Below are 14,878 nucleotides of genomic sequence, written 5' to 3'. Positions count from 1 at the left end.
CGCGCGTATAGACCGGTTTTGCCCGGCTGGAAAGGGCAAAAGGGCCGGGAAGCCCGCTATTCCTGTGGCGTATGCAGGTAGCCATCCGCGGCCATCAGCCGGTCATAGAGGGCGAACTCCTTGGCTCGTGCAGCGCGCAATTGGGATTCGACGTTCCCTGACAGGGGTGCGGGCAGATCGGGGGAGACGTTCTTGGGCTTCAGCTTGACCTCGCGCCCCAGCCTGTCGGCCAGAAAATCGCGAAACGTCGGTTGGCGTTCATAGGCAAAGAGGTGCTGCACCAAAAGGTCATCTTGGTCGGAGGTCAGAAAGGAAAATTGGCTGCCGATCTGCGCGCGGGGCGGTGGCGCGTCAGAAATCACTTCCAACGCGAACGCCTCGAAGGTCAGCCCCTTGGTGCTGAGCTTCTTGCCATCCAGCCGGGGCTGGCTGCGGTAGCGATACCAGCTTCGGATCTGCTCTACGGGATCGCGCATCACGGCCAAGGGTTCGGGCGAGGCTGAAAAGGTCTCTTGCAAAAAGGGCAGCACGCGGCGCCGATAGCGCAGCGCGGTCAAATGCTTGCGACTGCGCGAAAAGACAATCTCGGCCTCGGGTTTCAGCGCCATTTCAACGGCGGTGGTCCCGGTTTTCGGCGTGGCGAGAAAGGTGAGGTTGCGGTTGAGAAAGATCAGCATTTGCCCGGATCGCGCGGCCATTCCTGCCAGTCGCCGCCGAAATTGCGCGGGATCAGCAGATTGTGCCGCCCGAGGTTGGCGATTTGGGTTTCCCCGCAAAGCGCCATGGTCAGGTCCAACTCGCGGTGGATCACCTCAAGCGTCCGGGTCACGCCCGGTTGCCCCATCGCGCCCAGCCCATAGATAAAGGCGCGGCCAATATAGGTGCCTTTGGCGCCCATCGCCATGGCTTTGAGCACGTCCTGGCCCGACCGGATGCCGCCGTCGAGATGCACTTCGATCTGGTCGCCCACGGCGTCGAGGATCTCGGGCAGCATACGGATCGAACTCAGCGCCCCATCCAACTGTCGCCCGCCGTGGTTGGAGACGATGATCGCATCTGCCCCGACTTTGAGCGCCATCCGCGCGTCTTCGGCATCCAAGATGCCTTTGAGGATCACCTTGCCGCCCCATTGCTCTTTGATCTTCGCGATCTTGTCCCAATCAAGCGAGGGGTCGAACTGTTCTGCCGTCCATGCGCCAAGGTCGGCATTGTCGGTCACCCCATGCACATGGCCGACGATATTGCCGAAATGCCGCCGCTTGGCGCCCAGCATCTCGCGGCCCCAGCCCCATTTGGTGGCAAGGTTGGCAAGGGTTTTCACCGTCAGTTTGGGCGGGGCGGAGAGACCATTTTTCAGGTCTTTATGCCGCTGCCCGAGGATTTGCAGGTCCAGCGTGATGACGAGCGCGGAGCATTTCGCGTCTTTGGCCCGTTGGATCAGGCGGCTGACATAGTCCTGATCGCGCATGGTATAGAGTTGAAACCAAAACGGTTTTGTCGTCGCCTCGGCCACATCTTCGATTGAGTTGATCGACATGGTCGACAGGGTGAAGGGCACGCCAAAGGCCTCTGCCGCGCGGGCGGCTTTAATCTCCCCATCCGCGCATTGCATGCCCGTCAGACCCACGGGGGCGAGCGCCACGGGCATGGCGACATCTTCACCGATCATCTGCGTTGCCGTACTGCGGCCCGACATATCCACCGCCACGCGCTGGCGCAGGCGGATTTGGTCGAAATCACTGCAATTCTCGCGAAATGTCTGTTCTGTCCAGCTCCCGGATTCCGCATAGTCGTAAAACATCTGCGGGACACGGCGTTTGTAGATGCGTTTGAGATCGTCGATGCTGGTGATGACGGGCATGGGCCACCTGTGCTGAATGGGTTAACTTTTGGTAGCAACTGGCGCGGGGCTTGGCAATTGAGAAGGCCGCAGCAAGGAAAAAGCCCGCGCGGCCAGTGGGGCAGCGCGGGCTTTGGGCCATTGCTTGAGGCGAAGGGGTTACGCCGAATGCGCCCCGTCGGCGAGGGTTTTGACGAAGGCCAAAACATCTTCGGGGCTGTCGCCATTGGCGATGCGGTTCACGATGGCCGAGCCGATCACCACGCCGTCTGCCACTTCGGCGATGGCGCAGGCTTTTTCAGGGGTGTTCACGCCAAAGCCTACGATCACGGGCAGGCCGCTGGCCTTTTGGATGCGCTTAACCTCGGGCGAAACATCCGCGGCATTCGCCTCGGCCGAGCCGGTGATGCCGGTAATTGAGACGTAGTAGACAAAGCCAGAGGTGTTTTGCACCACGCGCGGCAGGCGTTTGTCATCCGTGGTCGGCGTGGCAAGGCGGATGAAGTTCAGACCGGCATCCTGCGCGGGCAAGCACAGTTCGATGTCTTCTTCAGGCGGCAGGTCAACCACGATCAACCCGTCGATCCCGGCGTTTTTGGCTTCGGTTAGAAATTTCTCAACACCCATGGAATAGATCGGGTTGTAATAGCCCATCAGCACGATCGGGGTCGTGTCGTCATTCTCGCGAAATGCGCGGACCATTTCTAGTGTGCGGTTCAGCGTCATCCCCGCTTCGAGGGCGCGTTGACCGGCAAGCTGGATCGTGGGGCCGTCGGCCATTGGATCGGTGAAAGGCAGGCCAAGTTCGATGATATCCACCCCGGCGGAAGGCAGGCCGCGCACGATCTCAAGGGAGCGGTCGAAATCAGGATCGCCGGCCATCACATAGGACACAAACGCCTTTTTGCCGCGGGCGCGGAGGTCTTCGAATTTGGCGTCGATACGGGTCATGTGGCTTGCCTCATTTGGTGCTTTCCTCGGCAATGCCGAATGTCGCGGTGAAAATCAATCCACCGTGGGGCAGGGGGCGGCAAAATTCCCCTATCAGGGGCGCATGGCAGGCCGCGCCCTTCCATTTTGCGCAAAGCCGCCTATCTCATGGCGCATGAACTATGTACTCGCCCTTTTCCTGCCGCCGCTGTCGATCCTGTTGATCGGTCGGCCGATCCTGTCCATCGTGGTCTTCCTGATCTGGCTGCCCGCGATCATCTTTTCGGGCGGGCTGACACATCCGATGTTTATCCTGCTGGCTTGGATCTTGATCTATCAGGCGCATCAGGACCGCCGCGCGCGCTGAGCCTTGCGCTTTGCGCCCGCTACCCCTAACACACGCGCAGCTTTTATAGGGGTATCGTCATGGGTTTCAAAATGGGCATCGTCGGTTTGCCGAACGTCGGCAAATCGACCCTTTTCAACGCGCTGACCCGCACCGCAGCGGCGCAGGCGGCGAATTTTCCGTTCTGCACGATCGAGCCCAATGTCGGCGAAGTCGCTGTGCCCGACGCGCGGCTCGACACGCTGGCCGAAATCGCCAAGTCGAAAAGCATCATCCCAACGCGCATGACCTTTGTTGATATCGCTGGTCTGGTGAAGGGCGCGTCGAAAGGCGAAGGCTTGGGCAACCAGTTCCTCGCCAATATCCGCGAAGTTGACGCCATCGCCCATGTGCTGCGCTGCTTTGAAGACGGCGATGTGACCCATGTCGAAGGCCGCGTGGACCCGGTGGCGGACGCCGAAACCATCGACACCGAACTGATGCTGGCCGACATTGAAAGCATCGAGAAACGCTTGCAAAACATCGTGCGCAAAGTGCGCGGCGGGGACAAGGAAGCGGTGCAGCAGGAGCGTCTAATGCGCATGGCGCTTGAGGCATTGGAAGCTGGCAACCCCGCGCGTGTGGTCGAGGTCGACGAAGACGACGCCAAAGCCTGGCGTATGCTGCAATTGCTGACCACAAAGCCGGTGCTCTACGTCTGTAACGTGGGCGAATCCGAGGCCGCCGAGGGCAACGCCCATTCCGCCAAAGTGGCCGAGATGGCCGCAGCGCAGGGCAATTCGCACGTGGTGATCTCTGCCCAGATCGAAGAGGAAATCAGCCAGCTTGAGGCCGAAGAGGCCGAGATGTTCCTCGAAGAAATGGGCTTGAAAGAAGCTGGCCTCGACCGTCTGATCCGCGCGGGCTATGAGCTTTTGCATCTTGAGACCTATTTCACCGTTGGTCCCAAGGAAGCACGGGCTTGGACAATCAAAACCGGCACCTCGGCGCCCAAAGCAGCGGGCGTTATCCATGGCGATTTCGAGAAAGGTTTCATTCGCGCAGAAACCATTGCCTATGATGATTTCGTTGGCCTCGGCGGCGAGGGTCCCGCGAAGGAGGCGGGCAAGATGCGCGCCGAAGGCAAAAGCTATATCGTCAAAGACGGTGACGTGCTGCACTTCCTGTTCAACACCTGATCGATTTCGCAGGGGTCTTTGACCCCGCCAACAAAAAAGCCCGACAGCTTGCGCTGCCGGGCTTTTTTTGTGGGAGGTGACAGCTTATCTGCTGTCGTTGCCCGGGCCAAAGCCACCGTAGACATAGCCTTCACCTGGGCTGCGCAGGGCGTTGCGCGTGCTCATCACGGTGTCGCGGTTCTTATCGGCGTCGGCGGTGTTCAGCATGATGTCATTCGCTTTGGTCGAAGCGTTCGGGTTCCGCATGCGGTCATTGTTGCCATAGACATCGCTTGTCTCAGCAGTCACCGAGGTGTCGAGAAAAATGTCGTTGTAGCGGGTGGAGTTGTCGGCAACGGCAGCGGTAGAAATCAAAGCGGCGGCGGCGGTGGTCATAATAAGTTTCATAATGTGTTCCTTTGGTTTTCTCTTAAATCGCGTCATTGCGATGTCATCGTTTGTGGTGAAGTAACGGGTGTCCGATCATGAAAGTTTCGCCCCTGCAGCGAGATTGGGTGCGATCTGGGGTATTTAAGCGGCGCAGGGATCGCTTTTCGCGGAAATATATGTTATATATCAGGTGGTTGTAGTGATTGCCGCGGCGTTTCACAAGTCATTCACGCTCCTGTGTTAGTTGCTACAGCCGCTTCGCATGCCCCGGGAAACGGCCTCATACAAAGCAGCGCAACAGCCATCTTTCTGCAAAGCAGCATGACCAAGCGCGCTTCACGGCGGCTCGGCCTCGCGCGCCAGCCAGATGAAATGAAACCAACCTAGAAAAATGCAGAAATACCTGTGAATTTCGCCTTGTCACCCGGGCGCGACCTCTCTAAACGGGTCGACGGAGACGTGGCCGAGTGGTCGAAGGCGCTCCCCTGCTAAGGGAGTAGGCCCGGAAGGGTCTCGAGGGTTCGAATCCCTTCGTCTCCGCCACCCCGACCAAACCTGTGGCACTGCGCCCCGCGTGGGCCTTCATCCCCCCCCGATTTCACCCAGCGCACCCTCGCTTTGCAAATTCGTTACATTTGCGCAGCACGGTTTTGGCAGCCCTCCGCCTTATTCTCGGCAGATTTTTAGGTGAGCATTCTCACCATCCGGGGGGACCAAATCCTAGGCGGTTACAGTGGCGCGATGCCCTGTCGCCATGCGAAAGGGAGGTTCCAGATGTTGGTTAACGTTAGAGACTGGTCTCGCATTCTGCACAATTGCATCTTTTCCGATGCCGACCAGTCGCTTTGTGCAAGGGCATGGCAATATCGAGAGGCGAGCCGTCTTTGGGCCCTCTGGGTCGTGGTTTTCACCCCCTCTCATTGCGAACGAAGTTTCCGTCACCATCGCAAAATACTGCGGCTCAAGGCGCGCAGGTCGCAAGGCAACCGCGGTTGGCGCGACAGCAATCGGCCCACTCTCTGACTTCGGAATTATTCTGCTGGGCAGTTGCATGCAGATGCATTCACGTTCACTTTGCCGGCAACGCCACAGGCGGCCGGTTTGACCGCGCCGCTGGCCTTACCCAAGCAAAGGACAGCTATGCTTCGTCACGATCCCATCTACCCGTCCCACCGATCCCCCGTGGTTGCTGACAATGTCGTCGCGACCTCTCAGCCACTGGCCACGCAGGCCGGGCTTTTGATGATGCAGCAGGGGGGCAATGCGGTGGATGCGGCGATCGCCACCGCCGCGGCGCTGACGGTGGTGGAGCCGACGGGCAATGGGCTGGGGTCTGACGCCTTCTGTATCCTATGGGATGGCGAGAAACTGCATGGGCTCAACGCCTCGGGTCGGGCACCAGCGGCATGGTCGCCCGAGCGTTTTCCGGATGGCATGGTCGAACATGGTTGGGACAGTGTCACCGTGCCGGGCGCGGTCAGTGCTTGGGTTGAATTGATGGAGAAGTTCGGCAAGCTTGATCTCGCGACCGTGCTGGCCCCGGCGATCCGCTATGCCGAAGAGGGCTTCCTCGTTTCGCCCACCATCGCGACGCTTTGGGCGCGCGGGGCCGAGGTTTTGGGCAAGCAGCCGGGCTTTGCCGAGACATTTCTGCCCGAGGGCCGTGCCCCGCGCGCGGGCGAGCGGTTCCGCAACCCCGGCGCCGCACGTACCCTGCGTTTGATCGCTGAAACCAATGGCCGAGCCTTTTACGAAGGCGAGATCGCGCAAGAGATCGTGGCCCATGCCAAGGCGAATGGAGGCGCGATGAGCATGGACGATCTGGCCGCCAACAAGCCCGAATGGTGCGGCACGATCAGCCAAAGCTTCGACGATGTGGAGCTGCATGAGATTCCGCCAAACGGGCAGGGGATCGCCGCGCTCATGGCGCTTGGTATTCTGGAGCATAGCGACATTCGCACCCACGGGGCTGATGACCTGATGGCGGTGCATTTGCAGATCGAAGCCTGCAAACTGGCCTATAGCGATCTGCATGCCTATGTGGCAGATCGGACTGCCATGACGAAGGTGGACGAAAAGGCGCTGCTTGATCCGGCGTACCTCAAATCTCGCGCGGCGCTGATCTCAGCCGACAAGGCGCAAGATTTCGGCGCGGGTGCGCCGAAACAGGGCGGCACGGTTTTGATGAGCACGGCGGATGCCTCGGGCATGATGGTCAGCTTCATCCAGTCGAACTTCGCGGGCTTCGGCTCGGGCGTGGTGGTGCCGGGGACGGGGGTCTCGATGCAGAACCGTGGCTTTGGGTTCACCACCGAGGCGGGGCACCAGAATATCGTGGCGGGGGGCAAGCGGCCCTTCCATACGATCATCCCCGGTTTCGCGATGAAGGACGGCCAGCCCTTGATGGCCTATGGCATGATGGGCGGGCCGATTCAGGCGCAGGGCCATATGCAACTGCTGCTGCGTACGCAGCTTTGGGGGCAGGACGTTCAGGTCGCCGCCGATGCGCCGCGCTGGCGGATCCTATCGGGGCTGGAGGTGGCCTGCGAACCGGCGATGGCGCCCGATCTTTTGCAAGGGCTGCGCGATCTGGGCCATGTCGTCCATGTCGAAGCACCTGACAATGCTTTCGGTTTCGGCGGTGCGCAATTGGTGCAGCGCTTGCCCGAAGGCGGCTATTCCGCCGGGTCCGATCCGCGCAAAGACGGGCAGGCGGCGGGTTTCTGAGCCCCAAGGCATCCGCCCCCCGCCCGTAGGATTGGCATGGCCCGGTATCGGGCCATGCCAGTTTAATCTAAACGCTCAGCCCTGAGTGCGTTTCGCGTCAACAGACCATGGCCCCGGACCGGCAGCCGCTAGGTAGAGGAAGCCAAAGCTGTAGAGCGCAGCCAGTTCACCGCCGTTCAGCATCGGGAAAAACCCCTGTGGCATATGTGCGATGAAATAGGCCACGGCCATCAGACCGCTCAGGATAAAGGCCGACAGCCGCGAGAGCAGGCCGATCACCAGCAAGACGCCGAAGATCAGCTCGATGACCCCGGCGATGCCACCTAAGGAGGCGATCGACACGCCGCTCATCTGGCTGGTCGGGAAGCCGAGAATTTTGCTCGTGCCATGTTGTAGGATCAATAGGCCCGACATGATGCGGAAAAGCGATAGTATCTGCGGCCGGTATGGGGAGAGGAAGGTCATGATTTTTCCTTTCAGGACTTTGGGTTGTGCTCACCGGGCCAGTATCAATCCCAGTCCGCGCGACCCGTCCACCCTCAAGCGCGGGGGTGGGGGATTTGTAACGTATCTGTGATTTAGGCGCGCCCGATACCGCGGGTGACAGAGGCTAATTCCAAGCGGAGGCAAATAATCGAAAAAAAATCGCCACAATGGACCAATTGCACTTGCGCACCCCGGACTGCCCGCGTTAAAGAGCCGCTGTCCGAAGGCGTTGCCCGAAAGACAGACATAGGCATTCCGGCGTAGCTCAGCGGTAGAGCAGTTGACTGTTAATCAATTGGTCGTAGGTTCGATCCCTACCGCCGGAGCCAATCCTTCAGCAAGTCGCTGAAGTTAAAGCAAAAACCCCCGGGTCCTCAACAGAGGCCCGGGGGTTTTGCGTTTTGCTTTGCACAAGTTGTTGCACAGAGCTCTGCACAGGCCCTCGGGAAATCGCGACACCTCCAATCCGAGGAGTCCTACATTTTGACGACACATCAAGCCCATCTCGAACTCCGATCCACCGGTTTTTACTGGCGACGTCGCGTGCCCGCGGCTGCAAAAAATAGATTCAAACCGCAATTCTTCTGTTTTCCACTGCGAACGCATGTCCCCCGCGATGCCGCAGAGCTCGCCCGGCGACTAACCGCCGTCAGCGAAATCTGCTTCAAAGCGGAGCAGCAGATGCCCCCAGAGTTCATGACCGAGATTTTGGTCACCTATGCGCAAATGGAGATCGAGCTTTCTGATCGCTTGCGCGCGCTGACCGGCCCGCGCACGCGCGAAGCTGGCGAAGCCGCATTGGCGTTGGAGGGTGCTGCACGTGCGTCTTTGCGGGATGCGATTTTTCTTTGTGACAAGAGCCCAGCGCTTCAGCCTATTAGGGATACGGCAGAGCGACTTGGGCTTGTTCTCGACGAAGCAGAAGATGATTTTGCAATCTTAGCAGACAAAATGGTCCGGACCATGATTGCGGTCAGTGAAGAGCGTGAGCGTCGCGCGCAAGGCATCTGCAACGAACAGGATGCCAACTTAGCCGAGGCACTGCGTCGAATGAGCGTGCCAAACTTGCCGTTGGGAGGCGAGGCACCTCGCCGTTCCCTCGAACAAACTACACCTTCAACCGCGAGTCCAACGCAGAAACCTATCGTTTCTACGCACCCGGCTTCAAGCAAGGAAGAACAGGAGCTTACACCCGCTGCAACTGATGAACGGTCGGATCGTATTGAGGTCCTGCAACAGCCAGAAATGCCGCAAGAGGACGCCTCAAAGACAGCAGAGCCGGCGCTGATTTCCATTCACAACATCAATGGTCGATCGGTCAAAGTTCGGACAGGCCACTTGGAGCAAGTGCGGATCCTCGATGGGACTGATCCGCGCGTTCTGGATCTCTGGGATGATTGGTTTGATGACAAGATGGCAGGGCTCACTCTCAATGGGGCCTATGTAAGCAAAGACGCGGGTAAAGGCGCACGGTTCCGCAAGTCCGCTGATACAGTTCGGTCGACCCGTAAGATCGTTAGCGATGTATTCGGTGATATCCGGCTTTCTCAAACCACAAACGAACTATGGAGTAAGTTTAATGATCTTTTGCTTGAACTTCCCAATACCCAAGGTCGGTCCCCAAAGCTAAGGCATTTAACCTGCCGAGAGTTTGTTGAGCATGAGCGGGCTGAAGAGGGAAAGCGGCTGCTGAAAGCGGAGCAGCGTATCAGTAAAGAAGGGCTTTCGGGTGAGGAAGCGGAAGCCGTCCGCGAAAAATCAAGAACGAAGGTAATTTCGCCGCGCACGTTTCAGCGCCATCAAAAATATCTTTCTTCCCCCTTGGACCATGCGGTCGAAAAAGGGTTGATTTCGCACAACCCGTTCAAGCCCTTCGTGCTGGGAGAAGAAATGATTGATGACATGCGCGCTTCGCTTCCTGAGACCAAGCGGAAAACGTGGACGAGTGAAGAGCTTGCTGTTCTGCTTTCGACCGAGAAATGGCATTCAGCAGACACAAGTATTGATGATCCGATTTACTGGGTGCCCCTGATCGCACGTCTACTGGGCTTGCGCAGCGAGGAAATCTTGCAATTAAAGCCGGAGAATGTCCGTTGCGACAATGGCATTCACTTCCTCGACATCGAACGTGGGACAGGACAGTCGATCAAGAGCAATAACGCGCGTAGGTTCGTGCCGGTTCATAGCCAACTGATTGAGCTGGGTTTTCTTGAGCTCGTGGAGCAACAGAAACAGCTTGGCAAGACCCGTATTTTCTCTCAAGTGGCGCGGTCTAAATGCTCCAGTCAGAACTATACGAAGACATTTACTAAAAAGCTCACCTACTACCGAAAGACGCGCAAAGCCTATGCGAGCCGTCAGGATCTCCATTCTATGCGAACCACCTTTAATACCGAATGCGTGGGGCGTTCAGTTCCCGATACAGCGCGTCGCTACCTAATGGGCCATCGCAACGACGATGTCGGGATCACCAATTACCTGCCGGAAGGATTTCCACTCGCGACGCTCAAGGAATACATCGAGCAAGAGCAACTTAATTTGGCAATGGTCACAAAAAGGTTTGGGGTTGCGGCACAGACCCCGGATGGGCCGCGCCTTGCAACCCAGAACGGAATCGCACTGTCTGCTTAGGATTCATTGCATTATGGAAGAGCCTGGGCACTGAGGTCAGCTCTTATCAAAGGGGGGATCGGGGAACCAGTCAGCGGTGCGATCTTACCAGCTGCATGGCCGGAAGGAAGTTATCCTTCGCCGGTCGTCCGCCGACGGGGCGGCGCTCATAGTCTATTTGAAACGCCGGTGGCCGCATTTTTGTGAACCTGCCCAGGCGCTCAACCGTTCGCTGTGGAAGTTAATTTTCCTCAGGGGTTGCTAAAACCTCGGGGCGGAACCGGCGGACTGCGGACATTCTTTGCGCCAAGCGCCGAGGCCTGCAATGCCGACTGTCCTGCCGTTCGCTGCGGAAGCTCAGATTTCGCTGCGGGTGCGGAGGTCTTTGGGATGAAGGGCGGTAGGCCGAACTTCGCCGCGCTTTGGATGACCAGCATCGATGCGCAGGAAGTCGATGTAGCCCGAGTAACAACTTTGGCCCCGCAGCCTGCAGATTCCGGTTCAGACATTCAGACAAGACGTAGTGGAAGATCAAGCTAAGCGGCTTATGGAAGCCCAAACAAACTGGAATTTTCGCGGAAATGATGTCAACGTCATACTCGACTGCGATTTCCTGAAGATCAGAGAAATTGTTCATAAGTTGCCAGTAGTTTAGGCCCATGATATCGAAAATATGAGTGTCGACGAGCGCTGCTTCTCAGCAACTTGGCTGGTTCACGTCTGCAAGAATACTGGATAAAAAATGCTGCAATCATTCGGCTTAAAGTCGTTCAAGAGCTACCGGGAGGGCAACCTACCTCTCGCACCACTCAGCGTCTTGATTGGAGCAAACGCGTCCGGAAAGAGTAATGCTATCGAGGGGCTTCGTCTCATGTCTTGGCTCGCGCAGGGACAGCGCCTCTCCGCTATCCAATACAACGTAAACAGCGGTGAGCAAGTTGTCAGGGGCACCGCCAGAAATTTACCCAATGAGGGAGCCGATAGATTCGGTTTTTCTTGCTCTTTCTCGGGTGCCCTCTGGAAAGAATGGAATATTGAGATTGAACTTCGTGAAGATGGTCTTCACATCCTTTCGGAAGCAGTGACTTCGCCTTTCGAGAGTGTTCCTTTATATACTTTAGATCAACCGTCTTCGGGCCGGGGCACTGATGTAGGAGTGGCCTACAACAATTTTGCGAGGGGAGGGAAGAAGCCGCACATTACCTGTATCGACCAGTTTCCAATTTTTTCTCAGTTGGTCACACCCGCATCAATCTCAGTAAATCACAGGAAGTCCCGAAGAGAAATTCCTTCCGTTTCGAGGGTTCTTGAAGAACTTCTTTCAAATATACTTTTCTTAGACCCGAATCCGCAGCTTATGCGGAATTATTCTTTTCCTGCGGGCGAAAAGCTACGAGGTGATGGAGTAAACCTTTCCGCAGTTCTCTATGATTTGTGTGGTCAGCCGGAAGAAGAAGTTGAGCTAAGCGATTTCTCGGACATCATGGAAGGAAACGAGGCGGCACCAGAGTTGCTTAGCCTTATACAAAGCCTTCCGGAACAAAACATAGAAGGAATCAGCTTTATCAAGGAACCTCGGGGGGGAGTCATGGTATCGCTAACTGAGAGTTTTGGCGGTCAGTTGAAACGCTATGATGCTTCTCTTCTCTCGGATGGAACTTTGCGTGTTCTTTCTATCGCGGCAGCGCTGCTTTCAGCTCCTGTCGGCACAATGGTTGTAATCGAGGAAATCGACAACGGTGTCCATCCAAGTCGGGCACAGCACCTTCTCAGAAGTATTCGAAGGATTGCTGAAGCGAGACAACTCCGCGTGCTAATGTCGACTCACAACCCCGCGTTACTGGACGCTCTTCCAGATGAGAGTATTCCAGACGTTTTATTTTGTTATAGAAGTAACGACGACGGCTCGAGCAAAATCATGAGACTATCCGACAGTGCATCATACCCTGAAATCGTCGCGCAGGACTCACTCGGAGGGCTTTTGACTTCGGGGTTGCTTGATAGATATGCGAAAATCACCCAAACGCGCGAAGACAGGAAAGATTCCGCACTTGGCTGGCTGAAGAAGGTGCGTCAATCAACATGAGCGAAGTTGTCCTTATCGATACGACGATTTTCCTCAACGTCATAAATGTTCCTGGACTGAATCAGGATCGAGAAGATGTATTCAACGAATTTGAGGCAAGAATTAAACGCGGCGATCACTTTCTCTTGCCTATGGCAACCATATGGGAGTCTGGCAATCACATTTCACGATTGAGCTCTGGGGCGCGGAGGCGCGAATTCGCACGAGTTCTGGCGGATCAAGTTAATATGGCACTTAATGGCGAAGTCCCTTTTAGGGCCACCCACTTTCCAGATCGAAATGAGTTTCATAAATGGCTTGAGGCGTTTCCGGATGCTGCGATGAGAAACAAATCTGAAGAAAAGCCAAACGAAGGAACAAGCTTGGCGGATCATTCTATTATTATGGAGTGGGAGCGAACTGTTTCTCAAAATCCTTCTCGTATTGTCGGCATCTGGTCGTTAGATGTCGATCTTCGCGCATTTCGCAGCGAACCTGATATATAGGCTTCTTCATTAAACGCTTTAAGAGATACGTGACGGGGCGCACGACACTCCGCCATTCCCAATCGAAATAACTGGATATTTATCTGAAGAGTCCGCCTGGCGGTCCAGGCCCAAGCGGATATCCACTTTCCGCTCTACATGTCGCTTTATGGCGTCATGCTGCGTCGGGGACGGACGGCAGCTATGGGCTGTCCGCTACAGGGGCGCGCATACACGCACGAGGCGGTCAGTCGGGCTCGTAGCAGATATCGATTGCGTCGAGTGTCCGAGGCGGCAACGAGGACATAATCGTGCTTCTATTTAAAAAAATTCACTGACTGATAAGGTTCTTGATGGATTGTGCCCAAAGAGTTTCATTCCACGTCATCCAGTCACCAAAAGGCCTTTTCGTTTCCTGGGGGGACCTTTTGGGTTGAAAGTCACTATCGTAAGGGAATATGGAAAGTTCCTATTTCAAACCCCACTCGGCTCGAATGCCTGGAAGAGACTTGGCATTAGGGCACCTCGATTTTTGAACAATTTTTGGTAGTTTGGCGGCGCGGGCGGCCTGAAGCAGGATCGTGGCTTTCGTCTGGCAATTGGCAGAGCCTCGCAACCGCTGTATTGCGGCCTTCAAGCCTTGTTTGTCATGCTTTGACGCGTGATCGGTTCTTGGATCGCCCGGTATTCACGCCGGACACGGGTTGATGCGGCGCAGTTGAACGAGGCGTCGCATGTTATATGCGAGGTTCTTCATCCCGATCCTAGCCTTGGCTCGCACCAGACCAATGCTACGCACAAGGGTGCCACCCATGTCGTTGGTCTGTGCGCCGAATACATGTTCCACCCGGACCCGAACGGTGGATTTGGTCCGATTGCTGCCCTTGGCCTGATCTGTGAGAGGTTTGCCGCGTTTCCCCTTACGGTGGATGTGACTTTTCAGCTTCCGCGCGCGCAATTTCGCCTCCGTCTCCTCGGACCGATAGGCCGCATCCGCCCACACACCGGAGCCGGTATTGCCTCGCATCAGCAGGTGATCCACCGCTTGACTGTCATGCAGCGCGGCATCGCTGACGTGATAGCGCCGGACCAGCTTGTGCTTTCGGTCGACGTTCACATGGTTCTTGTAGCCGTAATGGCTCTTGCCGTGCTTTTTCGTCCAGCGCGCGTCCACGTCCTTCTGGCTGCGCTTGGCGGGCTTGTTTTCCCAATGCTCGGGGTTCTCGCCCTTCTTGATTGACGCGTTCTCGTCGCGCGTGTTGTGATTGCGCGGCACCGCCACAATAGAGGCATCAAGAATTTGCCCACCCCGAGCGATATACCCCTGCCGCGCCAAATACCCGTCAAATTGACGAAACAGCTCTTCCACCTTGCCCGCCTGCGCCAGCGCATCGCGATACAGCCACACCGTCTTTGCATCCGGCACCCGGTCCGCAAGGCTAAGTCCCAGAAACCTCATAAAGGACAGCCGGTCACGGACCTGATATTCGATCTGATCGTCCGACAGGTTGTAGAGTGCGCTCAGCACCAGCGTCTTGAACATCAGCACAGTGTCCATCGGCTTGCGGCCTGCGCGCGACTTGCGCTCCGCATCAGGCTTGCGCCAAACCTCATCCAAAATAGAACGAAACTCCTCCCACGGCACGACCGCATCGATCTCAACCAATGGGTCCTTCTTCGCGTCAAGGCTCGCATAGCGGTCGGAAAGATCAAAGAAACCCATCTGCGTCATTGCCGTCTCCCCTGTGCCGGTTCGTCCCATCAAAGATAACGCAGCACCGGGGTTGGGGCAATTTTTAGAGGTGCCCATTACTGAGTCTGAGATCTTCTTGCCTGGATAAG

Annotated in this window: 12 protein-coding genes and 2 tRNA genes; 8 read left to right on the top strand and 6 right to left on the bottom strand. The window is 56.8% G+C overall.

Features of this window, described 5'->3' with window-relative positions; all coding sequences use genetic code 11:
* Window positions 1-56: 56 nt before the first annotated feature.
* From T8A63_RS13565 to trpA, 3 genes are all read right to left on the bottom strand, one after another.
* Window positions 57-698, bottom strand: a complete 642-nt coding sequence (locus T8A63_RS13565; protein ID WP_322344104.1) for a hypothetical protein — start codon at window positions 696-698, stop codon at window positions 57-59.
* Window positions 671-1,861 (bottom strand): alpha-hydroxy acid oxidase, encoded by a 1,191-nt coding sequence (locus tag T8A63_RS13560; RefSeq protein ID WP_322344103.1) that lies wholly within the window; start codon window positions 1,859-1,861, stop codon window positions 671-673. The genes T8A63_RS13565 and T8A63_RS13560 overlap by 28 nt, the downstream gene beginning before the upstream one ends.
* A 138-nt stretch (window positions 1,862-1,999) precedes the next feature.
* Window positions 2,000-2,791, bottom strand: coding sequence for a tryptophan synthase subunit alpha (gene trpA / locus T8A63_RS13555; RefSeq protein WP_322344102.1), 792 nt, complete (start codon window positions 2,789-2,791; stop codon window positions 2,000-2,002).
* A 154-nt stretch (window positions 2,792-2,945) separates the two neighbouring features.
* On the opposite strand from trpA, the gene T8A63_RS13550 reads away from it, so the two are divergent.
* The gene (locus T8A63_RS13550; protein WP_067261693.1) at window positions 2,946-3,137 is read left to right on the top strand and encodes a hypothetical protein; all 192 of its coding nucleotides are present in this window, start codon (window positions 2,946-2,948) and stop codon (window positions 3,135-3,137) included.
* 59 nt (window positions 3,138-3,196) lie between these two features.
* Window positions 3,197-4,294, top strand: coding sequence for a redox-regulated ATPase YchF (gene ychF, locus T8A63_RS13545; protein WP_067623025.1), 1,098 nt, complete (start codon window positions 3,197-3,199; stop codon window positions 4,292-4,294).
* Between the two features lie 84 nt (window positions 4,295-4,378).
* On the opposite strand, the gene T8A63_RS13540 is transcribed toward ychF, so the two are convergent.
* Window positions 4,379-4,681 (bottom strand): hypothetical protein, encoded by a 303-nt coding sequence (locus tag T8A63_RS13540; protein WP_300054183.1) that lies wholly within the window; start codon window positions 4,679-4,681, stop codon window positions 4,379-4,381.
* A gap of 435 nt (window positions 4,682-5,116) precedes the next feature.
* Here T8A63_RS13540 and T8A63_RS13535 point away from each other — a divergent pair.
* Window positions 5,117-5,206: transfer RNA gene (locus tag T8A63_RS13535), tRNA-Ser, on the top strand.
* Between the two features lie 597 nt (window positions 5,207-5,803).
* Window positions 5,804-7,390, top strand: a complete 1,587-nt coding sequence (locus T8A63_RS13530) for a gamma-glutamyltransferase family protein (RefSeq protein WP_322344101.1) — start codon at window positions 5,804-5,806, stop codon at window positions 7,388-7,390.
* A gap of 75 nt (window positions 7,391-7,465) precedes the next feature.
* On the opposite strand, the gene T8A63_RS13525 is transcribed toward T8A63_RS13530, so the two are convergent.
* Window positions 7,466-7,855: a DoxX family protein gene (locus T8A63_RS13525; RefSeq protein ID WP_322344100.1), complete on the bottom strand. Its 390-nt coding sequence runs from the start codon at window positions 7,853-7,855 to the stop codon at window positions 7,466-7,468.
* Between the two features lie 275 nt (window positions 7,856-8,130).
* Between T8A63_RS13525 and T8A63_RS13520 the strand changes: the two genes are divergently transcribed.
* The 4 genes from T8A63_RS13520 to T8A63_RS13505 all read left to right on the top strand — a co-directional run bounded on the left by T8A63_RS13520 (window position 8,131) and on the right by T8A63_RS13505 (window position 13,057).
* A tRNA-Asn gene (locus T8A63_RS13520) sits at window positions 8,131-8,205 on the top strand.
* 154 nt (window positions 8,206-8,359) lie between these two features.
* Window positions 8,360-10,507, top strand: coding sequence for a site-specific integrase (locus T8A63_RS13515; protein WP_276154469.1), 2,148 nt, complete (start codon window positions 8,360-8,362; stop codon window positions 10,505-10,507).
* A 721-nt stretch (window positions 10,508-11,228) separates the two neighbouring features.
* Window positions 11,229-12,572, top strand: a complete 1,344-nt coding sequence (locus tag T8A63_RS13510; RefSeq protein ID WP_322344099.1) for an ATP-binding protein — start codon at window positions 11,229-11,231, stop codon at window positions 12,570-12,572.
* Entirely contained in the window at window positions 12,569-13,057 is a 489-nt protein-coding gene (locus tag T8A63_RS13505) for a hypothetical protein (protein ID WP_322344098.1), read from the top strand. Before T8A63_RS13510 ends, T8A63_RS13505 begins: the two co-directional genes overlap by 4 nt.
* 667 nt (window positions 13,058-13,724) lie before the next feature.
* On the opposite strand, the gene T8A63_RS13500 is transcribed toward T8A63_RS13505, so the two are convergent.
* Window positions 13,725-14,768 (bottom strand): IS5 family transposase, encoded by a 1,044-nt coding sequence (locus tag T8A63_RS13500; protein WP_174857890.1) that lies wholly within the window; start codon window positions 14,766-14,768, stop codon window positions 13,725-13,727.
* Window positions 14,769-14,878 lie beyond the last annotated feature (110 nt).

The sequence above is a fragment of the Sulfitobacter sp. OXR-159 genome (genome assembly GCF_034377145.1).
Lineage (GTDB): Bacteria > Pseudomonadota > Alphaproteobacteria > Rhodobacterales > Rhodobacteraceae > Sulfitobacter.
The sequence above is the reverse complement of the archived record's forward strand: the minus strand, read 5'-3'. Positions and strand labels throughout refer to the sequence as shown.